Here is a 23,431-nt window from a genome sequence, read left to right as displayed (position 1 = left end):
CATGTTCTAATATACAGGGTTTTATGGTTTTTGTAAACTGGCATTATCAAAATCAAATTCAGGTTTGCCAGTTCGCTTCATGAGATCGGTAATCACCGTTCGAATCGGCGCGTCTTCATACAAAACCTGATAAATCGCATCGGTGATCGGCATATCGACACCCAACTCACTTGCCATGTGGTGGGCAACTTTGGTCGTTGAAACACCTTCAACCACCATGCCCATATTTTTCAACACATCGGGAAGTTTCTCACCTTGGCCAAGGGCATTACCGGCACGCCAATTACGACTGTGAACCGACGTACAGGTGACGATCAAATCACCGACGCCGGATAAGCCGATGAACGTCAACGGATCTGCGCCCAACTTGACCCCAACCCGACTGATCTCTGCCAGACCGCGAGTCATCAAAGCAGCTTTCGTATTATCGCCGTATCCGAGACCATGCAACGCGCCAGCCCCGATTGCGATAACGTTTTTTAAAGCAGCTCCGATTTCAACTCCGATCACGTCAGTATTGGTGTACAGCCGAAAATAGTCATTCATGAATAACCGCTGGACTTTTTTGGCCAGTGATAAGTCTGCCGATGCTGCTGTCAGCGTTGTGATATCATGAGTCGCTACATCTTCGGCATGGCTTGGACCCGAAATCACCACGATGCCTTGAATGAGTTCTTTAGGCAGGACATCAGCTAAGACTTGTGAAATCCGCAGCTCACTGCCGCGTTCCAATCCCTTGGCTGCATGAACAATAATCGGCTGTTCACCACGACCACGATGAGCCTGCAGAATGGGTCTAATCTGCTCGGCAACACTGCGAATCGCATTGGTAGGCACAACGAAAAGAATCACATTGGCTTGATCTAATGCTTGGCCTAAATCAGCCGTGACATGCAGCGCATCGTGTAAGGTAAATTCTGCACCTAAATAATGTTCATTTTTGCGGGTTTCTCGCATGGTCGCAACCTGTTTAAGATTATGACTCCATAAATCGACTTCGTGGCCATTTTCCGTTAACAAATTGGCTAACACGGTTCCCCATGAGCCCGCTCCTAAAACCGCTATTTTTGTCGGCACAAAATCACTCCTATTCAACCGCCTGCAGTGGATTACCGTCTAAGTACCACGCGACATCGCCACGCCGCCGTCGGTACCAGATGAGCCCGGCCGCCACCACGAATAAAACAATCGACAAAAGCTGGGAAACACGTAAGCCCGGTATGACATATAACGAATCCGTCCGCATGCCTTCAACAAAGAACCGTCCAAAACTATACCACATGACATAACTCAAGACGATTTCTCCTTGCTTAAACCAGTGTTGGTGATGGCGAACCGTCATAATTAAAGCAAAACCAACGAGATTCCACATGCTTTCGTATAAGAAGGTTGGCTGGCGATAAGCACCGCCGATATTCATTTGTTGAATAATGAATTCTGGCAGGTGCAAGCCGCGCAAGTAAGCCAAGCTGGTGATGGCACCATGGGCTTCTTGATTCATGAAATTACCCCACCGGCCAATTGCCTGGGCTAACATCACGGTTGGCGCCGCAATATCCAACACCAGCCAAGCCGGCAGCCATTTGACGCGACAATAAATCGCAAAAACAATCACACTGGCAATCAAAGCGCCGTATATGGCAATCCCGCCATGCCAAATTGCGATGATTTCACTTGGATGAGCCGCATAATAAGACCATTCAAAAGCAACGTAATAAAGGCGTGCACCGATTAACGCAAATGGCAACGCCCATAAAATCAGATTTAAAATATGATCTTCTTTAATACCGCGTTTTGGTGCTTCCTTCATTGCCAGATAAACCGCCAGTAAAACGGCACTGGCGATAATAATCCCGTACCAGTGAACTTCCAGCCCACCCAACTGAAAAGCAATTGGATTGAGTGTTAATAACAAGTTATTTTTCCTCCGAACTCTTCTGGTCGTTCGCTTCGTTATGTTCGATCAGATGATTTAAATTCTTTTCAAATGTTTTAGTGGCATCATAGCCCATCGATTTGGCGCGGAAATTCATCGCGGCCACTTCGATGATAATGGCTAAGTTACGACCAACCTTGACCGGAATCGTAATTTTGGGAACCGGCACGTCAAAGATCATTTGCGTCTGTTCGCCAGAGCCCAAGCGATCGAAGGTTTTGTCTGGTGTCCAATTCTCCAAGTGCACAATCAGCGAAATGGTGGTGTCTTCACGAACTGCCCCGGCACCAAAGAGATTCATGACATCAATGATACCCAATCCGCGAATCTCCAACAAGTGGGATAAAATCGGCGGTGCAGCTCCGACAACCGTTTGTTCATCTTGCTGATAAACATCCACCCGATCATCAGCAATGAGCCGATGACCACGCTGAACCAATTCCAAGGCTGTTTCGGATTTTCCCACCCCGGAATCGCCAGTAATGAGCACGCCCAGACCGTAAATATCAACCAAGACGCCATGCATGCTGCGACGTTCAGCTAGTTGGCTGTCTAAGTATTCGGTGATCAAACTTGACAGCCTGGTGGTCGGCAACCGTGATCCTAATACCGGAATATGTGCGGCAGTGGCTGCCGTGATCATTTCTGCCGGTGGCTGCAATCCTCGCGAAACCAGAAAGGCCGGTGTATCTTCTGTTGCCATCCGTTTCAGAATTAATAAACGCTCTTCTGAAGACATATTACGAGCAAATGAAATCTCCGTCCGCCCGAAAAGTTGAATCCGTTCATGTGGATAATAATTAAAGTAACCCGTTAACTCAAGGCCGGGACGCGAAATATCACTCAAAACGACTTGCCGGGCATCAAGATACTCCGAGCCGCTGTATACCTCAAGCTTTGTCGCTTTGACAAGTTGCCGTACTGTCACGCTGTCTGCCATGAAGTCCACCTTTCTTTCGCCGTATTTGCTTTATTTTACCATAACTCGCCGGCCCTCATAGCAGCTCGCTTCAAAACATTCGCCTAATTCTGAAACGATGGCGTTTAATATGTCAATGTTGAAAATGGGCATTTTCCACGCACTTATCCACTAACCAATCTCTTTAGACAAAATAAAATCGACCTTAAAGACAGGAAACATCTTTAAGACCGATTTATTTTTACATGATGATAATCTCGTGACGCACACTTTTATCGTTAAGCTGACTTAATGTTTGCCGACAAAGATCATATTCAAGACGGATATGATGATGGCAAGTACCATCGTTGACCCGAAACTGCTGAAAACAATTCCGGGAACGAACCATGTCATCATACTTAACATCAGCCCATTGAGCACAATCAGAAACAACCCTAGTGTCAGAATCGTAATCGGAATGGACAAAACGACCAGAATCGGCCGCAACAAGCCATTGAGAACCCCTAAAACGAGTGCCCCGACAACGGCAACACCAAAGCTCGCAACGAACAACTGACCAGGAAACACCTGAGCATAAATCAGGAAGACAGCTGTTGTGATAACTGCGCGTTTGATGAAGTTCATGATTAGAAATCGCTCCAATCATCATCACGTGATTCGGTCACATGCGTTGCGTTTTTTCGCGGACGAGACGTGCTCTGGTCACGGTAAGGGTGGCGCGGACCTTGCCGTTTCTCATGATCATGGCGTGAGAACAGCCAAACCGCTAACACCACTAACAAGGCGGGAACGATTAACAGTTTTAGCAAGAAAATACCGATTGCAAACACGGCCACCAGTACCAGGCCAACGATGAAGAACATAATTGGAATTATTAGAAAAGGCATAAGCGATCCCCTCAGTCATTTGAATCTTTTAATTGAATGTTGCCACTTGTTGTATTGAGTTTCAACTCGCTGTTGCCGGTTCCGGGCCGGTCTAACTCAAAACGCTTGAGTCCTTTGGCTGGCTCCGCAACGTTGCTAAGTCGGCTCTTAATGCTACCAAAATGGGTACGGGCTTCACCTTTCAGTGCAATAGAAGCCGGAACCGCCACTTTCACATTGCCATTCATGGAAGTCCCTTCAATTTTGGTAAAGTCCGTGTGATAAGTGGCTCGAACCGTCCCATTGACCGTCTTTAGTGCTGCTGTTGCCGGATCGGCATCCACTGAAACATCACCATTAACAGTCGTCAACAATAAGTCATGGGTATGGCCGCCTTGGACCTTAATCGATCCATTGACGCCTTCACTTTCAATCATCACACCATCCACGTTGGTAAAATTCATTTGGCCATTGGTGCTCTTAACATAAAAGTCTTTACCATTCAGACCGGTTAAATCCGCACTGCCATTCAGCAAACGAACTGACACGTGGTCGTAAGTGCGCTTTGGCAACGAAATGACCAAATCGGCCTGGACGCGCTTATTTGGCACTTGGAAGCTAAAATGATCGTCGGTAACATCAATGCGGCTACGATCTTTAAAAGCTTCAAACGGTGAATCGGCATCCATCTTTCCGTATAACTTAATCGCTGCTTCGACTTGAATTCCCGGCTGATCCCAAGTCTTAAACTTCACATCACCGTTGGCCACTTTGACATCCAGAATCGTCGCCTGACTGTCTGGAAACTTGAAAACATGTTCAAATTTTTCAGTCGCCAACCCGGGAACCGTTACAGTAACATTCTTCCAGTCAACGTTATCTAGGACATTGTTGACAGTGTCCTTAACGAAACCGCCTAGTTGTGACGTGGCATCCCCGATGTTCTTGCCAAACTCCGAGAAGACATCACGAGCATCTTTTTGCCAGTCATCGTTGAAGATTTTGTCACTGATCTTTTGGCGTTCAAGATCATGCTTTTGACGCCGCAACGTTGCCAGGTTGGCCTTCATGGTTTCAACCTGTCCCTTTAGCTCGGCTAACTGATCGTTAAGTTTCTGATTCTCTTGCTTCAATTCCCCGCGCTTTTGATATTTTTCCGGGGAAAGTGCTTCAAGATCTTCCATTGTGTCTAAAACAATAATTTGTTCGTTATTCGCTTCAATTTGCTTACTGATGCTTGTCACTTGCGCCGTCGCAGCATCCAAGGCACCGGCGGCTTCGGCAATTTCGGTGTTAAGCTCTGTCAATGCAGCATCCGTATCTTTATTAGCTTCTTGTTGTTCCTGCGTTGATTGATCATCGGTTTCGGTCTGTTCCGAATGAGCTTCGGGAGCAGTATCATCGGCCGGGCTGCCGGCTTGCGTACCTTGCTGTTTTGCGAGGTTTTCCAAAAGCACAAGCGCCTCTTCGCTTGAAATGACGCCTTTTTTAACGAGGTCTAAAATTCTTTCGCGTTCATTCATGGGTTATCCCTCCAGGATTTGATTACATGATTAGTATGCACGGAATTCGGCCAAGGCGCATAGGTCCAAAGGTTGATTTTTAAACAGGTCGTAAGGCGGACGCGATCAGTTTTGTGGTCATCCCGACACCTCACTGCTTTCTAAAAAAGCGGAATGAACGAGGGTGTGGCATCATTCCATTTCAGGATTCGCTACTCACCAAATTCGAATATCATCGCTAGAAAATAAGTCAAATAGTCCCGTGTCGCGCCAAACGCCGCAATCGTCAAGGCTCATTTGTACTCATATGAATAAGCCAAGGGACTGAGGCATAATTCTATCTCAGGATGTGATGCGCACTAAAATCCGAATACTATGACTGAGAAAGTAACTAAAGTAGTTCCGGGCCGTGCCAAACTACGCAATCTCCGGCCAGATGGGGTGACGACGCGAAGCTAGAGCGGAGACGGCGCTTGGAGCTTGCAAGCCCGGCAGTCTCCAAGTCGCCTAACAACATCAGCGACAAAAACCGGTCGCTGTGTTGTTCCACGGCTGAGCCCCATCTGGCCTACGATTGCTCCGTTTTGGCACTGGAATTGTTAAAGCTCATTTATACTAATATGAAGAAGCCAAAAAGCGTACCATTTCTTAAAAAATCGAGAAATGGTACGCTTATATTTTGAAACAATGAATGATGCCCCAGCCTCGTTAAAAAAGTCTCCAGGATCTAGAACTTGTCTTCAATTGCGTTTGAGTTTAATTCGGTAATCTTACCGGTCTTTAAGTAGACAATCCATTCACAAATGTTGGTTACATAGTCGCCGATTCGTTCAAGATAGGACGAAACCAGCATATAGTCCATTGATCCGACAACGGTTTCGGGGTTTTCCTGCATCTGGCGGATACACTCTTTGTAAATCCGCGATGAAAAGTCATTGATACCGTGATCTTCCAAGGCAATTTTACGTGCACGGGCTGAATCTTCCTTCACATAGGCATCCAGCACCTGTTCAACCATCTCTTTTACCGCGTCTGCCATCCCGGCAATATCAGCTTCGATTTGCGGTACCCGGGTTTCACCTTTAACTCGAATAGTAGACTTAGCAATTGAAACGGCATGATCTCCCATCCGCTCCAGATCGGAACTTGCCTTCATCACCGTGACAATCACCCGCAAATCGGTCGTCACCGGCTGCTGCAAGGCAATCAATTCGAAGCTGCGTTTTTCCAAATCAACTTCACGCTCGTTAATGTGTTTGTCTTCGTGGATCACTTCGCGGGCTAAAGCTTTGTCATGATTGATGAAGGCTTTCACGGACTTATAGATGGCCTCATTAACCATCATTCCCATTTCCGAAAAACGTACATGAAGATCGTTCAATTCGTCAACAAAAAGTCGTCGCATACTACCCCTCCTAGCCGAAGCGTCCAGTGATATAGTCTTCGGTTTCCTTTTCTTTTGGATTTAAAAACATTTGTTTCGTGTCAGCGAATTCGATCAGGTTGCCTGTCAGGAAAAAGGCGGTTTTATCGGAAATTCGAGATGCTTGATGCATACTATGCGTCACTAGAATGATCGTGTATTGGTCACGCAACTCGAGTAACATGTTTTCGATTTGCGTGCTGGAAATCGGATCCAAGGCACTCGTCGGCTCGTCTAGCAAAACAACATCAGGTTTGACTGCCAATACCCGCGCGATGCAAACCCGCTGCTGTTGGCCACCTGAAAGCGATAATGCACTGTCATGCAGATGATCCTTCACTTCATCCCAGATGGCTGCCTGCTTGAGACTGGTTTCCACCGCTTCATCCAAAATGCTTTTATCTTTAACCCCTGCCAAACGCAATCCATAAATCACATTTTCGTAAATGGAGAAAGGAAACGGATTGGGTTGTTGGAAGACCATGCCCACTTGCTTACGTAATTGAACCACGTCTTCACTAGGCGCATAGATATTCTGACCGCGTAAACTGATGGTTCCTGTAATCGTCACCCCCGGAATCAGATCATTCATCCGATTCAACGTTCGTAAATACGTAGACTTACCACAGCCAGAAGGTCCGATTAAAGCTGTGATCTCATGTTCGTTAAAATCCAGATTAATCCCTTTTAGCGCTTCAAACTTACCATAAAAAAGATGAACATCTGAACTTGTAATGATTTTTTGTGCTTCAGCCATGGGAACCTCCTAGCCGAAATGTCCGGAAACATAATCGTTGGTTGCTTTAATCTTGGGACGCGTGAAGATTTTACGGGTTTCATCATACTCAAGCGCTGCTCCACTATAAAAGAACGCCGTGTAGTCACTAATCCGGGCCGCCTGTTGCATGTTATGCGTCACGATGATAATCGTATACTTATCTTTTAATGACAACAAGGTATCTTCAACTGCCGATGTCGAAATCGGATCCAAGGCACTGGCCGGCTCATCCAAGAGTAAAATATCCGGTTTCATGGCAATCGCCCGTGCAATGCATAACCGTTGTGCCTGGCCACCGGAAAGCGACATACCGCTTTGATTAAGATCGTCTTTAACTTGATCCCACAAGGCAGCCTGTTTCAAACTGGTTTCAACAATTTCGTCGAGTTTCTTTTTGTCCTTGATGCCAAACCGCCGCAGTGCAAAAGCAATATTGTCGTAAATCGACTTGGCGAATGGATTAGGCCGTTGAAACACCATTCCAATGTGTTTACGCATCTCATAAACGTCAACCGCATCACTATTGATGTCAATATTCCGGTACATGATTTTACCGGTGACTCGCGCACTTTCAATATTATCGTTCATTCGATTGAGTGAGCGCAAGTATGTCGACTTCCCGGAGCCGCTTGAACCGATCAATGCAGTGATTTTATAGCGTTCAAACGGCAGCGAAACGCCATGAATGGCTTCATTATCACCATAAAAGACATGCAGATCTTCCGTTTCAAGCGCAATTTCCTGCCTTTCGCGATCAAATGGTCGAATATAAGTGTCATCTAATGAATACTTTTCCAGTTCTTGCATCCTCTGCCTCCACGTATTATCGCGATTATCATACCGGGTAAGCCTCATTGATACTAGAAGCCTAACCCGTTTAAGCCGCCGTCATCTTTTTAAATAGTCGATTGCCTAAATAGCGGGCGCCAACGTTGAAGACCAAAACGGCGATCACAAGTACGGCACTAGCTCCGGCAGAAACAGCAACGGCATCAGGTTGAATGCCTTCAGAGTTGATTTTCCAAATATGCACCGCCAACGTTTCGGCCGGTCGAAATGGGTTTAGGGGACTCGCAATATTAGCCGGATTCCAGTTGGTGAAATCCAGCGCCGGGGCACTTTGGCCAGCAGTGTAAATTAGCGCCGCCGCCTCGCCAAAAACCCGTCCGGCACCTAGAATCATCCCGGTAATAATCCCCGGCAATGCCTCAGGGATGACAACATGTAAAACCGTCTCCCAGCGCGATAGGCCAAGCGCTAAGCCGGCCTCACGCTGTTCAAAGCCAACGCCGCGTAATGAATCTTCAACATTTCGCGTCAGCAACGGGAGGTTGAAGACGGTCAATGCCAAGGCCCCGGATAAAATCGAGAACCCGAATTTGAATTGTAAAACGAAAATCAGAAAACCGAACAGTCCAACAACCACAGACGGTAAGGAACTTAGAATTTCAATCGAAGTCCGAATAACATCCGTCAACCAATTCTTTTTGGCATACTCGCTGAGGTAAATGCCTGCCCCTAACGAAATCGGTGTTGAAATCAGCATCGCAAGGACTAAAAGATAAAACGAGTTGAACAATTGAATGCCAATGCCGCCTCCAGCTTCAAAGCTTTGTGCTGGACTCGTGAGAAAATGCCAGGAAATATGCGGTACCCCTTTAAAAAGAATGTACCCGAGGAGACTGGCCAAAATAACAATGATAATCCCTGAAACAATGTACAGAACCGTTGTGGCAATTTTATCAACAACTTTTGGATTCATTTGTTCAGCTCCCCTTTCTTCCCGATCCAACGAATCAACAGGTTAAAGGCTAATGACATCAGCAACAGCAGCAATGCCAAGGACCATAAAGCGTTATTTTCCAGCGAACCCATGACTGTATTACCAATCCCGCTCGTCAAAACAGAAGTCAACGTCGAAGCTGGCGAAACAAGGTTCTTTGGCAACAAAGCCGCATTCCCAATGACCATTTGAACCGCCAACGCTTCACCAAAAGCGCGCGCCATCCCAAAAACAATACCGGTCAAAATGCCGGGAATTGCCGCACGCAGCACCACGCGATAAGTCGTCTGCCACCGAGTAGCACCTAGCGCCAATGAAGCCTCGCGATAATGGCGTGGGACAGCTTTTAACGCATCGACGGTCATGGATGTTACGGTCGGCAGGATCATGACAAACAAAACAAAAGTCCCGGCTAAGATCCCAAAGCCAGTACCGCCAAAGATATGGCGAATGAAAGGTACAATGACGGACAAGCCGATGAAGCCATAAACCACAGATGGAATCCCGACGAGCAGCTCAATAACCGGCTGTAACACTTTTTGCCCCCACTTGTGGGAAATCTCGGTCATGAAAATGCCGGCGCCAACCGCAAATGGCGTTGCAACGATTGCCGATAAAAAAGTCACGCCGAAAGACCCGACAATCATCGGTAACGCGCCAACTTCCGGATTCCCATGGGCATCTTTAATTGATGGGTTCCACACACTCTTACTCAAAAACGACCATAAATTAATCTTATTTTGAAAGAATGTTGCTAATCCTTTTGAGGCGACAAAGAAAAATATTGCCACCACTACAAGTACAATCAGACTGATACAAATCAGGCTAATCGTTTTGCCGCGCCGCTCTAACTTTGATGAGCGCGATTTTTTTAGCATCGCTTCTCGAATTGGATCCATCATAACCTCCTAAAACCTCACCGCAACTAGCCATTGTCCTGGCCGCATCTGCCTTCATTGATCTGCTAGGTTGCCTGAACCTAACTGCCCACACTGACTTGTTTCATCAATCCGTGAGCCGAAAAAGCTTTTAGACGCTAGACTCGCTTATGGACGACTAATCTGGCCACTGGCGTTACGCACTACTTTCATTTTAGTCATCGGAATGTAGCCCATTTTTTGGACCAGTTTCTTCTGAATGGCCGGTGACATCATGTAAGTCAAAAATCGTTTGGTCAAACCACTTGGCCGACCTTTTGTATACATATGTTCGTACGACCAGATATGCCAGCGATTCGTTGCCACGTTACTATCAGTTGGTGCAACGCCGTCTACAGACAAGCTGCGGACGGTTTTATCAACGTAAGAAAAAGCGACGTAAGAAATTGCCCCTGGCGTACTGCCAACGATTTGTCGCACCATCCCGGTGGAATCCTGTTCCTGAGCGGCAATCGGTTGCTTGCCTTCAAGCGCCCATTTTTCAAAAGTCGCGCGGGTCCCTGAACCTTGTGCGCGGTTGACAAGGACAATCGGCACATTCTTGCCACCTAACTGTTTCCAGTTGGTGATCTGACCAAGAAAGATCTGTTGCAACTGCGTCATTGACACATTTTTCACGCCGACTTTTGGATTAACAATCGGCGCAATCCCGACAACGGCCACTTTATGGTCCACCAAGGCGTTGGCTTTAATGCCAGGTTTTTCTTCAGCAAAAAGATCCGAATTACCGATATCAACCGCCCCTTGCTGGATCTGGCTTAATCCGGTACCGCTCCCGCCACCTTGGACGTTGATAAACACGCCGAGATTTTCCGTCTGATATTGTTCGCCCGCCGCTTCAACCAAAGGCTGCAAGGCACTTGATCCAACTGCGGTGATTGATTCACCCGACTGTTTCGAACTATGACTGCTGCCACATGCACTTGCTAACAGCGCCAAAAATACGATCGAAAACAGGGTCACAATTTTTTTCACACGAAATCCTCCATTTCAAGCTCCAATCATCTTAACAGTTGCGTGTAAATGTTCATGTCGTTGAATGTAAAGGTTCTGTAAATATCTCATCAATCTTGCTGCTGGCGCTTGCTGACCGGCAATGTCACGGTAAAGGTCGATCCAACCCCGACTTGACTCGAAACGGCAACCTGACCATCCATACTTTTCACCAGCTCACTAACGATTGCCAGACCCAAACCAGTACCGCCATTGTGACGACTGCGCGCTTTATCAACCCGATAGAAGCGTTCAAAAATCCGTGCCTGCTCTGTCTCGGGAATCCCAATACCGGTATCAGCGACCGCCAATGACAAGTGCCCTTCGACTACTTGGGCCGTGATCGTCACATGTCCGGCTAATCGATTATAAAACACGGCATTGTTCAAAAGATTCCGCACAATCTGAGTTAACTTGCGCTCATCGGTCACAACCTGTAAGTCTGGTGCAATTGCCACCTCCACCCGAATCTGCTTGTCTTTAATCACTTTAGCTAAATTACGCAATGCATCGTCGACTAACTTCTTAAGTGGTACTTGTGCCTGCACCGTTTGATTCGATTCGGGCCGGCTCAACGTTAGAATATCATTGATGAGCTGGGTCAGTCGCTTACTTTCATCGAAAATAATCTTCAAAAACTTATCTAGCGTCGCCGGATCATTTTTAGCCCCGCTTAATAGTGTCTCGGCAAACCCGGAAATAGCAGTCACCGGCGTCTTTAGCTCATGACTCACATTGCCAACAAAATCGAGCTGCATTTTCTCGACTTGGCGCAAATACGTGACATCGTACAAAATAACCAACACCTGGAGACGACTAGTTCCTTGGTTTAAAGGAATGACACTGGCATCAACCGACTTTTGGGTTGCCAGGACGGTCAACTCCTGATGATGAGTCTTTTCATGGCGAAAAGTGTGCTCAATCATCCGGGCCAACGCATAAGTCTTAACATCGTCCAGATAATTGTGCCGCGGCTGCGGAATCTGATGGCCCAAAAGCTGGGACATGGCATGATTATGCAAAATGACATCCTTATTGGTATCAATCAACATGACGCCTAGTGGCAAATTATCAATCAGACGATCAAAACTGGACTGCCGTACTGCGACTTTCTCACGTAAATGGGTTTGTTCCGCAGCTAAGGCATTAATTCGCCGTGCCACAGGCGTAAACGGCGACTGTGGCGGCAGAATCACAGGCTCGGGCTCTTTTTTCTGGCGAATCCGATCCAAGTTGTGGCTCATGACCCGAATGGCTTCTTGATACTGATGCTCCGAGCGAAAAAGCCAAGCCAGAATTAAAGCAATCAGGACCGCAAATGTCAGCGTCAAAATCCAAAATTGCTCAGGCGCCGTTGTCCAAACGCTGGACTTATAGCGACTAATGGCAACCCAGTGTCCCCGGTGACGAAACAGATATGCCTGTTCAGCTCGCCCAAGAACATTAACCGTTGTCACAAATGGTTCGCGATGATTGCCACGTAAGGCATCGGCCATCACTTTTTGTCGGGTGGTTTTGGGATTATCCGGAACAACCGTAATAAAAGCGGCTTCGGACTTTGCCAGCGCTTGCGGATCAACGCCATCCTTAGCAGAGGCTGCATAGGTTCTGGCTACGCGCCTCAAATCGCGTGCCTGCTGATGTACGATTTGTTGATTGACCGTCGTGACGAGTACAAAAAAGCCTGCTAACGAGAGCAGACTAATAACCAGTACACGGCGTAAAATCCGTTTATTCATGTGGCGCCTCCATTTGATAACCGAATCCCCGCACCGTCTTTAAGTAATCCGGATGTTTAGGATCTGTTTCGATTTTATCCCGCAAATGGCTGACCTGAATATCGACCATCCGTGTTTCCGCCGGGTAATCGAAGCCCCAAACCCCATTAAGCAAGGCATCGCGTGATAGCGTTTTGCCAACTCGTTGAGCAAAATAAACCAATAGTTCAAATTCCTTAGGGGTCAATTGCAGTCGGTGTCCGGCTTTGCTAGCTTTATAATTTTCAGGATCAATCGTAATTTGACCAACCGTAATTTGATTGGCATTACCGGGAAGTGGCGCTTGTGGTTGACTTTGACTACGCCGTTCGATGGCTTTAATTCGGGCAATAATTTCCCGCGGCGAAAACGGTTTGGTCACATAATCATCGGCACCAAGCTCAAGTCCGACGATCTTATCGGTTTCGTTGTCTTTGGCCGTCAGAATCATGATTGGCGTTTGAATCTTTTCTTCACGAATCTTACGGGTGACATCCAGTCCACTCAAACTCGGCAACATGAGATCGAGAATAATAAAATCAAACGGCTCGCTACGTACTTTATCTAAAGCCTCCTGACCATCCGTTGCCGTTTCAACCTGATAGTGTTCAGCCTCTAAATTGTATTGCAGCAAGGTTAAGATGGCTGGTTCATCATCAACAATCAAGATCTTCTTCATGCTGTCTCCTCCGGGAATAAAATCATACCAAGTTCATGGGGTGCACCGGCAAAAATTGCGGTTTCGGCTAGCCGTATCTCGCCATCTGCCTGTTGAAGCCGTAAGCGGCAATAAGTGGGTTCCTTTTGAATTGCGTTATAAAGTTCAGCGGCATTGTTGACGGCAATATGATTGCAGGTTAAGACCCGATCACCCGGCTGCAAATCCATTTGTGCAGCTGGTGTCTGTGGGACAACCCCGATGACAACCACCCCGTGATTGGTTTGTGTCACGTTTAAATGTACTTGATGTGCTTGCCAAATTAAGCCGGCACCGAGTATCAAACTCACCAACACAGGTATTAAGGCGATTACCATCACAGGTATGGTAAGGATCCGACCCACCAGTCCAAAGACGATCAAACCGCCACCGGCAACTGCAAACCATGGCCAACTTCGGCGCAAATACGGTTGAACGCGATCACGCTGCGTGGTAAATGCCGCGCCTAAGACCAGTGGAAGCCCAACCGCAACAAAAGTGTCCGTTGCGATTGATAAGAGCGGCAATCCCGCAACTTGGTCAACACTCACCGGTAAGAACAAAGGCACCCAGTAAAACTGTCGCAATCGAAACGCAACCTGTTGACGTTGACGTCGATCCTGCAAAATAACCGGGGACTCAATTTGAGTGCCCCGATTTAACCGCGCGATCAAGGCTTGCGCTAACCACAACACACCAACTAAAACGGCTAAATCAGCACTCATTTGGCTCGTTGTCGGCCGCAGCAATTCAACTAAGCCCGCTAATCCTAGCCACCATGGACTGAACCGCCAGCCAGAAAAGATTAGCCCGACCAGCGTTAAGCCACTTAATGCTAATAATGCGGGCAAACTAACTTGTAAGCGCGCAACCAACATCAGTGCCGAGATAACGATGCCTAGCAAAATACCGACCCAAAAGAATGGGGCAATTTCGCTATGTCGGGGATGAATCGCCCGCAAGTACTGATGGCGTTCGCGGCTTGTCCGGCTAACCGCATACAAAATCGTCAACCCTAAAGCAAGCCAGAATACGGCACCAATCGGGCTGATAAGTAAGGCAATGATCACTGCCATCGGTAACCCTCCAATATTCACTGTGACCAGTATAGCAGAAATTAACGACCGCTTCCTACAAGGTTTTGGGCTCATCAAACAGAAAATGCCGAAAAACGGCCATTTTTGTCCCATCGATTAACACGTATGAGTTATTTTCGACATAAGCTTGCGTATTCAAAACATCGTACTGACATTCATTAAAACCGCCCACCAAAAAAGGACTGCCCGGAAAAGAGCAATCCTTTCACATTGAGTCGATAGCAGCAACTCAAATGTTCAATTTTGAAATTAAAACTTAAGAAAACGCCGCATGGAGATAACTGATCCCAGTGCCCCGATGACAATGCCAATCCCGGCTAACATCAAGTCAAGCCAGAACAAGAACGGCATGTTGGCATAAAGCGTATAACCACTGGCTCCGTTTGCATAAGTGAAGCTCCGATAGACAATCGCATAACCGACATCCACAATAATAATCGGTAATACTGCCCCAAACAAACCGGTCCAGGCACCTTCAAGCAAGAAAGGCCACCGAATGTAGGAATTGGTTGCCCCCACCAGTCGCATAATCCGAATTTCGTCGGAACGTGACAAAATGGTAATTCGAATCGTGTTATTAATCAGGAACACGGCAACAAACAAAAGCAGAATCGTGAAAGCAAGCCCCCATTTCTGGGCTACATCCACAGAATTAAAGAGTTTCTTTGCCGTTCGCCCGCCATAGCTTGCATCAACCACATGATCCAGTTTCTGTGCTTCTTTTGACACGCTAATGGTGGCCTTAGGACTATTCGTCTTAACCATGAACACATCGCTTAATGGGTTTTGGTCCCCGGAGAACATCCGCCACTGCGAACCATAACCCCCGATGATTGTATCCAATTCTTGTTGACGTGAACGGTAAGTGACCTTGTTGACATGATCCAGCTTTTTAAGTTTGTCTTTAAGGTCATCACGTTGTTTGGTAGTTGTTTTTTTATCAATATAAACCCGCACCTGAACATCATTTTCAACTTGTTGTGAAATGTGGTGCAGGTTGAAAATCAAGGCCATAAAAATACCGACCAGCAGTAATGTGACGGTGACTGCACTAACCGCTGCAACCGACATCCAGCCGTTACGCCGCAAACTGCGCAGGGAATCTTTAACATGGCGGAAAAAGACCTTACTCTTCATTGCCGTATGTGCCTCCTTCTTCGTCACGCACTAAGCGACCCCCGGCAATTTCGAGTAGCCGGTGTTGACGTTCATTCACAATATCCTTGTTATGGGTTGCCATGATCACCGTTGTTCCATTTGCATTGATACGTTCAAGAATATCAACAATTTCATCGGAGGTTTGCGGATCAAGGTTCCCAGTCGGTTCGTCAGCAATCAACACTTTAGGCTTGTTGACAATTGCACGCGCTACTGACACCCGCTGCTGTTCACCACCGGATAATTCATCAGGAAAACGCCGCAATTTCTGTTCCAAGCCAACGAGTCCTAATACTTCGAGCACGCGGTCTTTAATTTTATCGTCCGGCGCTTCAATGACTTGCATCGCATAAGCCACATTCTCGTACACCGTCAAGCGTGGTAAAAGTTTGAAATCCTGAAAGACGATCCCGATGTGACGACGCAAAAATGGCACCTGCGACGGCTTCATGGTTGAAAAATCAAAATCATCAATTTTAATACTACCGCTGGACGGCTTTAATTCATGATACAGCATTTTAACGAACGTTGATTTCCCGGCACCACTAGGACCGATGACGTAAACAAACTCACCATCCTGGATTTTAAGATTCAAATCCTTAATGGCAGTGACGCCGTTAGCATACTGTTTCGTCACGTTTTCCATTTGAATCATGCATTTTGCTCCTTTTTCTAAGCTAGGATTAGTATAACAGCCGATTAAGTCAGCAAGATTTCAGGCAGGTTACAGTTTAATCAGGATTTTTCTGGGCGAGCTCCCATTGCAAGTATGCATTGATAAATGGATTAAGATCGCCATCCATCACTGCCTGCCCATTACCGGTTTCGTAATTCGTTCGGTGATCCTTGACCATCGTGTACGGGTGGAAAACGTAAGACCGAATCTGTGAACCAAAAGCAACATCTTTTTGCTCGCCTTGAATGGCTTTGGCTTTGGCCTTTTTGGCTTCCTCTTCACGCTGATACAACTTGGCCTTCAACATCGCCATTGCCGTGGCCTTGTTCTGAAATTGTGATCGTTGTGCCTGACTGGAAGTGACAATCCCGGTCGGCAGATGAATCAGCCGAACCGCACTGGAAGTCTTGTTGATATGCTGACCACCAGCACCACTGGACCGAAAGACTTCCATTTTGATATCCTCTGGGCGAATATCGACTTCAATTGAATTATCAAGCTCCGGCATCACATCAACCGAGGCAAAACTGGTATGACGGCGGCCGGCGGAATCAAATGGCGAAATGCGGACGAGGCGATGGACGCCTTTTTCACTTTTCAATAAGCCATATGCGTTTTCACCGTTGATCAAAAGCGTCACACTTTTGATGCCGGCTTCATCACCAGGTTGGTAATCAGCAACTTCAACCTTGAAGCCATTCTGGTCGGCCCAGCGCTGATACATCCGCATCAACATCGAACCCCAGTCTTGTGATTCCGTACCACCTGCACCGGGATGAATTTCGAGAATTGCATTATTGTGGTCATATGGCCCATTTAAAAGCAACTGCATCTCATACTGATCAAGTTTTTCCTGCAGATCTTTAAGCTTGGTCTCTTCTTCGTGTTGCAAATCCGGATCGGGTTCGTCTTGTAACAACTCCAATCCGGCCTCAAGATCTTCCAGTTCATTTTCAAGTGCGTAAAAGCGATCGTGTTTTTCTTTGAGTTTATTGTTGGCATCGATCACTTTTTGTGCTGCTTCCGAATCATCCCAAAAGCCCGGTTCCGCCATTCTACCTTCATTTTCACTAATGCGTTCATTCAGCGCATCGAGGTCAAAGAGACCCCCTGAATTGATTTATTTTGGTTCGCATGGCGGCCAAGGTGTTACGCATGACACTGAGTTCCATGATAATTGCTCCTCTTTTTTAAGTTGATTCTAGTGATGACTGGGTTGCCTCAATCCCACATTTAGCTTCTGCTTCTGTTATCCTCAAAACACCCCAGTACCGCAAATTTGAGCTTGCAGTGCCGGGGCGCCGGTTCACCATTAACGGCGAATATTTTGCCGAATTTCGGCTTTCATGAACAGTCGGGTCACATCATCATCAATTGACGCAATCATTTCCTCAAACATCCGGTAGCCTTCTTCTTGATATTCGACTAGCGGATTCATCTGCCCATAACCACGCAAACCAATAGACTGGCGTAGTTGATCCATGGCGTCAATGTGATCCGTCCAAGCTGAGTCAACAACGCGTAAGATGACCACTTTTTCGAATTCTAGCATCTGCGCGTCATCGCCAAGTTGCTTGTTTTTATGCTGGAAGTTATTTTCAGCCATATCCGCCAGTAAACCGATGAGCTCATCTTGCGACTTGCCATCAAGTTCGCTGCGCTTGAATTTCTCCGGATCGGCCATGTTTGCGGTGATCCAAGCATACAACGCATCAAGATTCCAATCCTTTTGATCGCCTTGGGTATGCGTTTGAACGATGCGGGTGATGGTTCGATTAATCATCGCCATCAAAACGGGCTTGAGGGTCTCGTCTTCATTGATAATCTGCTGACGCTGCTTATAGATGACTTCACGCTGTTCACGCATCACATCATCATACTGCAGCGTGTTTTTACGTGTGTCGTAGTTATTCCCTTCGACACGCTTCTGCGCTGATTCAACCTGCCGTGAGATCATTCGACTTTGAATGACCTGATCGTCATCGGCAACCTTGAACCGATCCAGCATTGCTTTAATCCGCTCAGAGCCAAACCGTTTCATCAAGTCATCTTCTAGACTCAGGTAAAATTGGGTAGAACCCGGATCACCTTGACGACCGGAACGGCCACGTAATTGATTATCAATTCGGCGACTCTCATGCCGCTCAGTCCCAATAACAGCCAAACCGCCTAACTCGGTGACACCAGGGCCTAATTTAATATCCGTCCCACGACCAGCCATGTTGGTCGCAATTGTCACGGCGCCTCGTTGCCCGGCATTCATGATGATTTCCGCTTCTTTAAAGTGGTTCTTCGCATTCAAAACCGTGTGCGGGATCTTTTCATCATCTAATTGCTTACTCAGGCGTTCACTCGACTCAATCGCAACCGTCCCAACCAGAATCGGCTGTCCTTTTTTATGGCGTTTTTTGATATCGTCAACAACCGCATTGAATTTAGCATCCAAAGTCGGGTACAAAACATCCGGTGAGTCAACCCGGATAACCGGTTTATTGGTTGGAACCGAAATAACTTCCATATTATAGATTTCGCGGAACTCTTCTTGCTCCGTTTTAGCGGTCCCAGTCATCCCTGCCAGCTTGGTGTACATCCGGAAGAAGTTTTGATAAGTGATGTTAGCCATCGTCTTATTTTCATCCTGGATTTGTACCCCTTCTTTGGCTTCAATTGCCTGATGCAAGCCATCGGAATAGCGCCGGCCTTCCATTGCCCGACCGGTAAATTGATCGACAATCAGCACTTCGCCGTTAGACACCATATAGTCGATATCTTTAAGCATAATGTAATTTGCCCGCAATGCTTGGTCGATATGGTGGGTTAAAGCCGTATTTTCGGTATCGTATAGGTTATCCAAGCCAAAATTCTTTTCGGCTTTGCGAATGCCGCTTTCAGTGAGCGAAATGGTCTTCGTTGGCCAGTCAATCTTGTAATCAGTATCGGCTTTAAGCGTCTTAACGAAGCGGTCCGCCCGAATATAAAGGCCGGTTGTCTTTTCTGCGCCACCGGAAATAATCAAAGGCGTCCGGGCCTCATCAATGAGAATCGAATCAACTTCATCAACAATTGCAAAATTCAGTGGCCGTTGTACCATCTGTTCCTTATAAACCACCATGTTGTCTCGCAAATAGTCAAAGCCGAGTTCACTATTGGTGGAATAAGTGATATCGCAATTATAGGCTTCGCGTTTTTCGTCACTGTTCTTGGAGTTAAGATTCAACCCGACGCTGAGACCGAGCCAATTGTACAACTCGCCCATTTCCGTTGCATCACGCGTGGACAAGTACTCGTTAACGGTAACCACGTGGACACCTTTACCAGTCAAGGCATTCAAATAAACGGGCATGGTTGCCGTCAAAGTTTTACCTTCACCGGTTTTCATTTCCGCAATATTGCCTTCATGTAAAACGATCCCGCCAATAATTTGAACCCGAAACGGGAATAACCCTAAAACTCGTTTAGCCCCTTCACGCGCGGTGGCAAAAGCTTCCGGTAAAATATCGTCTAACGTTGCCCCTGCTGCAAGGCGATCCTTGAATTTTTGGGTATTTGCTTTTAATTGATCATCTGATAATGCTGCATATTCATCTTCATAGCGCTGAACTTGATCAGCGATTTTGCCGAGGCGACCGATTTCTCGCTTATCGCTTTCGACCCATTTTCTAAGAATATTGGCCATTAATGGATTCCTCTCTGTCGAAACCTCGTAGAACTAACACTACTTTAATCATTCTAACATTTATACATCTTAACATTTATACATTCTAACATCTTAACATTTTAAAGGGGAGATTGAAAATAACTTGGTGAGCGTGAGCCAGCCCGGTTAGAAACCGGAGCATAAGCGGCCTTGGGCGTGATGACCCGGGTTTGGTCATTGCGCCCAAGGTCCTTATGTGCAGGTTTCTGGGCTGGCGAACGCGTTATGGGCATAAACCAGAACATTAGCGTCCTTGAACGTGATAACCACACTTTGGCCATTGCGTCTGAGGTCCTTACACGCAGACTTCTGCGCCGGGGAGCGCGTTATGAGCGTAAGCCAGAACATAAGTAGCCTTAAGCGTGATGGCCCGCTCTTGGCCAATTGCGACCAAGATCCTTAAATGCAGATCCCCGCGTCAAAAATCACATTAATTGCCACACTTCTCATAAACTGCAATAGCCACACGCATCGTTTTATAGGCATGATGGAGCTGACAGGCAAATAAAAAGCAAGCCCGCCGATAAGCAGCAGCCTTGCCTCTCTTTTAAGAAAATCGCTATTATTCGTTCGTTTCAATCAAGCCATAACGGCCATCACGACGCTTGTAAACAATGCTCGTGCCATTTGTATCTGCATCTTCGAAGATAAAGAAGTTGTGGCCCAGCATATCCATCTGTAAAATGGCTTCCTGTGAATCCATTGGTTTTAACGAAACGCGTTTTGTTCGCACAACCTTCAGATTATCATCATCTTCGGCCGGTTTCGGTTCAGCCGGTGCATTGCTATCGATGTCAATCTGACCAAAGCCTTTTTCACGTGACTTGCGATTAATCTTGGTTTTGAACTTACGCACCTGCCGCTCCAGCTTGTCAGTAACAAGATCAATGCTGGCGTACAGATCCGGACTGGTTTCTTCCGCACGCAGGGTCAAGAACGACAGCGGGATCGTCACTTCTACTTTTGCGGTCTTATCTGGGTAAACCTTCAAATTGACGTGCGCTGTCGCAGTAACTGAACCACCAAAGAACTTGTTCAGTTTGCTAATCCGCTTCTCCACGTAATTTCTGATGGCTTCGGTGACTTCGATGTTTTCGCCACGAACATTGTATGTGAGCATAAAACTTCTCCCCTTTCCTGCGTGTAGGCAAACGCTTACACGCTGATTGGCTGGGGTAAAACCCTTCCAATCTCCACCTTCATTATACCCGAATGTTACCACCAGACACAACAAAAGCCACATTTCACCGAATTAATGTAAACGCCTGGATAGTCCCCTTGAAACCGGCAGCCACTAAAGCATCCCGCGCGTGGTACAACGTCCGCCCTGTCGTATACAAATCATCAAGCAATGTTATCTGACGCACGCGGTTTAAGGTTTTGGCTGAAACGAGCACCCGAAAACTTTGTGGCGTCTTCAGCCGTTCTCGGCGGGTCTTTTGAGCTTGTGGTCGCGCTGTTGCCGACTTTTGGAGCCAGTTTTGTAATGGCAGGCAACCAAATAATCCTAAAATCGGATCAAACCCGCGCCATTCATAATGTTTAGCTTCGCTTGGAATGGGGACCAACGCTTCTGCATGTCGCAGACGCTCGGCAATCAAATCCTGAAAAGCTACATGCAGCCGATAGTCACCCAGTCCTTTATATTGGTAAATCCACGCCTTCATTTTTGCGTCATACACAAATAAGGCCCGGTTATTTAAAAGCGGCCCATGCTTCGCCCATTTTCGACAGTCCAAACACGGCTCCGCGGCTACCTGCATTCGCCCGCAGCCGGAGCAGGTTATACCGGTAATGAAACTAAATTGGCTCAAGCAACTGTGACATAACCTCGGCGCTAGCAATGGACCACGGGAAAATAACGTTGTCAGCTTCAAGCCGCGATCTGTCGGGCGGGTACAACCAATACAGCGCATCGTCTTCACCTGCCATTCATCATCACAATTTGGCGTCTGGCTGCCAACATCGCAAGGGTATAACGATCGGAAAAGAAGACAACCGGATCGTCCGGACTATCCGCTGCCCGACCAGCTCGACCGGCAATTTGAATTAAAGCTGATGCCGAAAACTCGGGATCTGCCGCTGCTAGCACTGCAACCGCACAGCGAGGGACGGTAACGCCTCTTTCCAGAATTGTTGTCGTCACTAAAACCTCCAATTGTCCTTGTCGAAATGCTGTAACCTTTTCCGCCCGCTGCGCATCAGTACTCGCAACACCAGCCGCCTTTAGCCCTATTTGGCGCAACTTACCGGCAAGTTGTTCTGCCCAACTAATCTTCGGCACAAACAACAGACAGACTCTTTTAGTCGCTAGCACTTGCTGCACCCACATAATGACTGCTTTGGGAAGCGAATGGGGCACATGCCGTAAGTTCACTAATTGAATCCGAGGAACCGGTAATGGATGCCCGTGAAAACGGCGAAAAAGTCGACTAACCCCAAGCCGCCCCCGCCGAATTGCCTGTTTTAATTGACGATCAGGAGTGGCAGTCAAATAAGCAACCGAGCCGCGGCGTGCCTGCCTCACTGCTTGATGTAACATTGGTGTTCCGCGCATAGGAAACGCGTCAACTTCATCTACGACAATTAAGTCAAATGCCCGATAAAAGCGTAATAATTGATGAACCGTTGCTAAGAGCAAATCACTATCCGTTTGATCAAAATGCCCACCATAACGCACGGAAATGGGTGTGGTTGCAAATGCCGTTCGAAATCGTGGTGCCAGTTCCCGAATCACGTCAATTCGTGGTGAAACAATGGCCACCCGCTTTTGCTGCTGGATCAGCTGGGCAATAGTCGGAAAAAGCATTTCAGTCTTCCCCGCCCCGGTAACCGCCCAAATCAAATGTTCACGACCTGCTGCGACACTCGCCTGTAATGCATCCGATGCCGCCTGTTGATCAGGTGTTAGTAAACCATGCCAGGTTAATTGACCATCACCAACCGGCAGATGCGCCTGTTCAAACCGATAAAGATGATCGGCATTGGTCAGTCGTCCTAAAGCAACACACTCCGGACAATAAATTCGGCCATCTGGCAGTGCAACAGGTCTTCGGCTGCAACATCGCTGACATTGCCACTGATGATGGTCTTTTACCAATGCCGGCACAACAGTTGCGTGTGATATATTAGAGACAGCTAAACGCGCCAGTTCACGCTGTGTGAGTTGGGCACCTGCCAGATCCATTTTCATCACCTCAAAAGGAGATTA

The 23,431-nt window shown here is 47.1% G+C and carries 22 protein-coding genes; all 22 read right to left on the bottom strand.

Annotated elements, in window-relative coordinates; genetic code table 11:
* Window positions 1–21: 21 nt before the first annotated feature.
* The 22 genes from EL173_RS04975 to EL173_RS04860 all read right to left on the bottom strand — a co-directional run bounded on the left by EL173_RS04975 (window position 22) and on the right by EL173_RS04860 (window position 23,407).
* Window positions 22–1,077, bottom strand: coding sequence for an NAD(P)H-dependent glycerol-3-phosphate dehydrogenase (locus EL173_RS04975; RefSeq protein WP_015764377.1), 1,056 nt, complete (start codon window positions 1,075–1,077; stop codon window positions 22–24).
* Between the two features lie 10 nt (window positions 1,078–1,087).
* On the bottom strand, window positions 1,088–1,915 hold the full coding sequence (gene lgt / locus EL173_RS04970) for a prolipoprotein diacylglyceryl transferase (RefSeq protein WP_005684509.1): 828 nt from the start codon (window positions 1,913–1,915) through the stop codon (window positions 1,088–1,090).
* A gap of 1 nt (window position 1,916) precedes the next feature.
* Window positions 1,917–2,876: an HPr(Ser) kinase/phosphatase gene (gene hprK / locus EL173_RS04965; RefSeq protein WP_005684508.1), complete on the bottom strand. Its 960-nt coding sequence runs from the start codon at window positions 2,874–2,876 to the stop codon at window positions 1,917–1,919.
* 267 nt (window positions 2,877–3,143) lie between these two features.
* On the bottom strand, window positions 3,144–3,479 hold the full coding sequence (locus tag EL173_RS04960) for a phage holin family protein (RefSeq protein ID WP_005684507.1): 336 nt from the start codon (window positions 3,477–3,479) through the stop codon (window positions 3,144–3,146).
* Between the two features lie 2 nt (window positions 3,480–3,481).
* Entirely contained in the window at window positions 3,482–3,742 is a 261-nt protein-coding gene (locus EL173_RS04955; protein ID WP_005688700.1) for a hypothetical protein, read from the bottom strand.
* Between the two features lie 11 nt (window positions 3,743–3,753).
* Window positions 3,754–5,244: a daptomycin-sensing surface protein LiaX gene (gene liaX / locus EL173_RS04950; protein WP_005688699.1), complete on the bottom strand. Its 1,491-nt coding sequence runs from the start codon at window positions 5,242–5,244 to the stop codon at window positions 3,754–3,756.
* Window positions 5,245–5,950: 706 nt separating this feature from the next.
* Entirely contained in the window at window positions 5,951–6,628 is a 678-nt protein-coding gene (gene phoU, locus EL173_RS04945; RefSeq protein ID WP_005684502.1) for a phosphate signaling complex protein PhoU, read from the bottom strand.
* A 10-nt stretch (window positions 6,629–6,638) separates the two neighbouring features.
* Window positions 6,639–7,403 carry a phosphate ABC transporter ATP-binding protein PstB gene (pstB, locus tag EL173_RS04940; protein WP_005684501.1) on the bottom strand — a complete coding sequence of 255 codons (765 nt, stop codon included), beginning with the start codon at window positions 7,401–7,403 and terminating at the stop codon, window positions 6,639–6,641.
* A gap of 9 nt (window positions 7,404–7,412) precedes the next feature.
* Window positions 7,413–8,231: a phosphate ABC transporter ATP-binding protein PstB gene (gene pstB, locus EL173_RS04935; RefSeq protein ID WP_014571222.1), complete on the bottom strand. Its 819-nt coding sequence runs from the start codon at window positions 8,229–8,231 to the stop codon at window positions 7,413–7,415.
* Window positions 8,232–8,301: 70 nt separating this feature from the next.
* Window positions 8,302–9,186, bottom strand: a complete 885-nt coding sequence (gene pstA / locus EL173_RS04930; protein WP_005684499.1) for a phosphate ABC transporter permease PstA — start codon at window positions 9,184–9,186, stop codon at window positions 8,302–8,304.
* Entirely contained in the window at window positions 9,183–10,106 is a 924-nt protein-coding gene (gene pstC, locus EL173_RS04925; RefSeq protein WP_005684497.1) for a phosphate ABC transporter permease subunit PstC, read from the bottom strand. Before pstC ends, pstA begins: the two co-directional genes overlap by 4 nt.
* 147 nt (window positions 10,107–10,253) lie before the next feature.
* The gene (locus tag EL173_RS04920; protein WP_005688693.1) at window positions 10,254–11,120 is read right to left on the bottom strand and encodes a phosphate ABC transporter substrate-binding protein PstS family protein; all 867 of its coding nucleotides are present in this window, start codon (window positions 11,118–11,120) and stop codon (window positions 10,254–10,256) included.
* An 89-nt stretch (window positions 11,121–11,209) separates the two neighbouring features.
* Window positions 11,210–12,877 (bottom strand): two-component system histidine kinase PnpS, encoded by a 1,668-nt coding sequence (gene pnpS / locus EL173_RS04915; RefSeq protein ID WP_005688691.1) that lies wholly within the window; start codon window positions 12,875–12,877, stop codon window positions 11,210–11,212.
* On the bottom strand, window positions 12,870–13,574 hold the full coding sequence (locus EL173_RS04910; RefSeq protein WP_005688690.1) for a response regulator transcription factor: 705 nt from the start codon (window positions 13,572–13,574) through the stop codon (window positions 12,870–12,872). Before EL173_RS04910 ends, pnpS begins: the two co-directional genes overlap by 8 nt.
* Window positions 13,571–14,668, bottom strand: a complete 1,098-nt coding sequence (locus EL173_RS04905; protein ID WP_014571221.1) for a PDZ domain-containing protein — start codon at window positions 14,666–14,668, stop codon at window positions 13,571–13,573. The genes EL173_RS04910 and EL173_RS04905 overlap by 4 nt, the downstream gene beginning before the upstream one ends.
* 270 nt (window positions 14,669–14,938) lie before the next feature.
* Window positions 14,939–15,826 (bottom strand): permease-like cell division protein FtsX, encoded by an 888-nt coding sequence (ftsX, locus tag EL173_RS04900; protein ID WP_005684490.1) that lies wholly within the window; start codon window positions 15,824–15,826, stop codon window positions 14,939–14,941.
* Window positions 15,816–16,502 carry a cell division ATP-binding protein FtsE gene (gene ftsE, locus EL173_RS04895; protein ID WP_005684489.1) on the bottom strand — a complete coding sequence of 229 codons (687 nt, stop codon included), beginning with the start codon at window positions 16,500–16,502 and terminating at the stop codon, window positions 15,816–15,818. The genes ftsX and ftsE overlap by 11 nt, the downstream gene beginning before the upstream one ends.
* Window positions 16,503–16,578: 76 nt before the next feature.
* Window positions 16,579–17,695 (bottom strand): peptide chain release factor 2 gene (gene prfB, locus EL173_RS04890; protein ID WP_154243967.1). Its coding sequence is split into 2 segments (ribosomal slippage): window positions 16,579–17,622 and window positions 17,624–17,695, totalling 1,116 coding nucleotides; the frame shifts between segments, so codons are not numbered across the junction.
* Between the two features lie 140 nt (window positions 17,696–17,835).
* Window positions 17,836–20,199: a preprotein translocase subunit SecA gene (gene secA, locus EL173_RS04885; protein ID WP_005688686.1), complete on the bottom strand. Its 2,364-nt coding sequence runs from the start codon at window positions 20,197–20,199 to the stop codon at window positions 17,836–17,838.
* Between the two features lie 583 nt (window positions 20,200–20,782).
* The gene (gene hpf, locus EL173_RS04870) at window positions 20,783–21,340 is read right to left on the bottom strand and encodes a ribosome hibernation-promoting factor, HPF/YfiA family (RefSeq protein WP_005684485.1); all 558 of its coding nucleotides are present in this window, start codon (window positions 21,338–21,340) and stop codon (window positions 20,783–20,785) included.
* 124 nt (window positions 21,341–21,464) lie between these two features.
* Window positions 21,465–21,983, bottom strand: a complete 519-nt coding sequence (locus tag EL173_RS04865) for a ComF family protein (protein ID WP_005688681.1) — start codon at window positions 21,981–21,983, stop codon at window positions 21,465–21,467.
* A gap of 158 nt (window positions 21,984–22,141) precedes the next feature.
* Complete coding sequence (locus EL173_RS04860) at window positions 22,142–23,407, bottom strand: DEAD/DEAH box helicase (RefSeq protein ID WP_014571217.1); 1,266 nt, start codon at window positions 23,405–23,407, stop codon at window positions 22,142–22,144.
* Window positions 23,408–23,431 lie beyond the last annotated feature (24 nt).

The sequence above is a fragment of the Lacticaseibacillus rhamnosus genome (assembly GCF_900636965.1).
In the GTDB taxonomy this organism is placed as follows: Bacteria; Bacillota; Bacilli; order Lactobacillales; family Lactobacillaceae; genus Lacticaseibacillus; species Lacticaseibacillus rhamnosus.
This window is presented reverse-complemented; position numbering and strand designations above follow the sequence as displayed.

Bases quoted from the DNA above. Each gene is read 5' to 3' on its own strand.
- hprK (WP_005684508.1), bottom strand. From the start codon at position 2,876: ATGGCAGACAGCGTGACAGTACGGCAACTTGTCAAAGCGACAAAGCTT.
- EL173_RS04960 (WP_005684507.1), bottom strand. From the start codon at position 3,479: ATGAACTTCATCAAACGCGCAGTTATCACAACAGCTGTCTTCCTGATT.
- EL173_RS04955 (WP_005688700.1), bottom strand. From the start codon at position 3,742: ATGCCTTTTCTAATAATTCCAATTATGTTCTTCATCGTTGGCCTGGTA.
- liaX (WP_005688699.1), bottom strand. From the start codon at position 5,244: ATGAATGAACGCGAAAGAATTTTAGACCTCGTTAAAAAAGGCGTCATT.
- phoU (WP_005684502.1), bottom strand. From the start codon at position 6,628: ATGCGACGACTTTTTGTTGACGAATTGAACGATCTTCATGTACGTTTT.
- pstB (WP_005684501.1), bottom strand. From the start codon at position 7,403: ATGGCTGAAGCACAAAAAATCATTACAAGTTCAGATGTTCATCTTTTT.
- pstB (WP_014571222.1), bottom strand. From the start codon at position 8,231: ATGCAAGAACTGGAAAAGTATTCATTAGATGACACTTATATTCGACCA.
- pstA (WP_005684499.1), bottom strand. From the start codon at position 9,186: ATGAATCCAAAAGTTGTTGATAAAATTGCCACAACGGTTCTGTACATT.
- pstC (WP_005684497.1), bottom strand. From the start codon at position 10,106: ATGGATCCAATTCGAGAAGCGATGCTAAAAAAATCGCGCTCATCAAAG.
- pnpS (WP_005688691.1), bottom strand. From the start codon at position 12,877: ATGAATAAACGGATTTTACGCCGTGTACTGGTTATTAGTCTGCTCTCG.
- EL173_RS04910 (WP_005688690.1), bottom strand. From the start codon at position 13,574: ATGAAGAAGATCTTGATTGTTGATGATGAACCAGCCATCTTAACCTTG.
- EL173_RS04905 (WP_014571221.1), bottom strand. From the start codon at position 14,668: ATGGCAGTGATCATTGCCTTACTTATCAGCCCGATTGGTGCCGTATTC.
- ftsX (WP_005684490.1), bottom strand. From the start codon at position 15,826: ATGAAGAGTAAGGTCTTTTTCCGCCATGTTAAAGATTCCCTGCGCAGT.
- ftsE (WP_005684489.1), bottom strand. From the start codon at position 16,502: ATGATTCAAATGGAAAACGTGACGAAACAGTATGCTAACGGCGTCACT.
- secA (WP_005688686.1), bottom strand. From the start codon at position 20,199: ATGGCCAATATTCTTAGAAAATGGGTCGAAAGCGATAAGCGAGAAATC.
- hpf (WP_005684485.1), bottom strand. From the start codon at position 21,340: ATGCTCACATACAATGTTCGTGGCGAAAACATCGAAGTCACCGAAGCC.
- EL173_RS04865 (WP_005688681.1), bottom strand. From the start codon at position 21,983: ATGCAGGTAGCCGCGGAGCCGTGTTTGGACTGTCGAAAATGGGCGAAG.
- EL173_RS04860 (WP_014571217.1), bottom strand. From the start codon at position 23,407: ATGGATCTGGCAGGTGCCCAACTCACACAGCGTGAACTGGCGCGTTTA.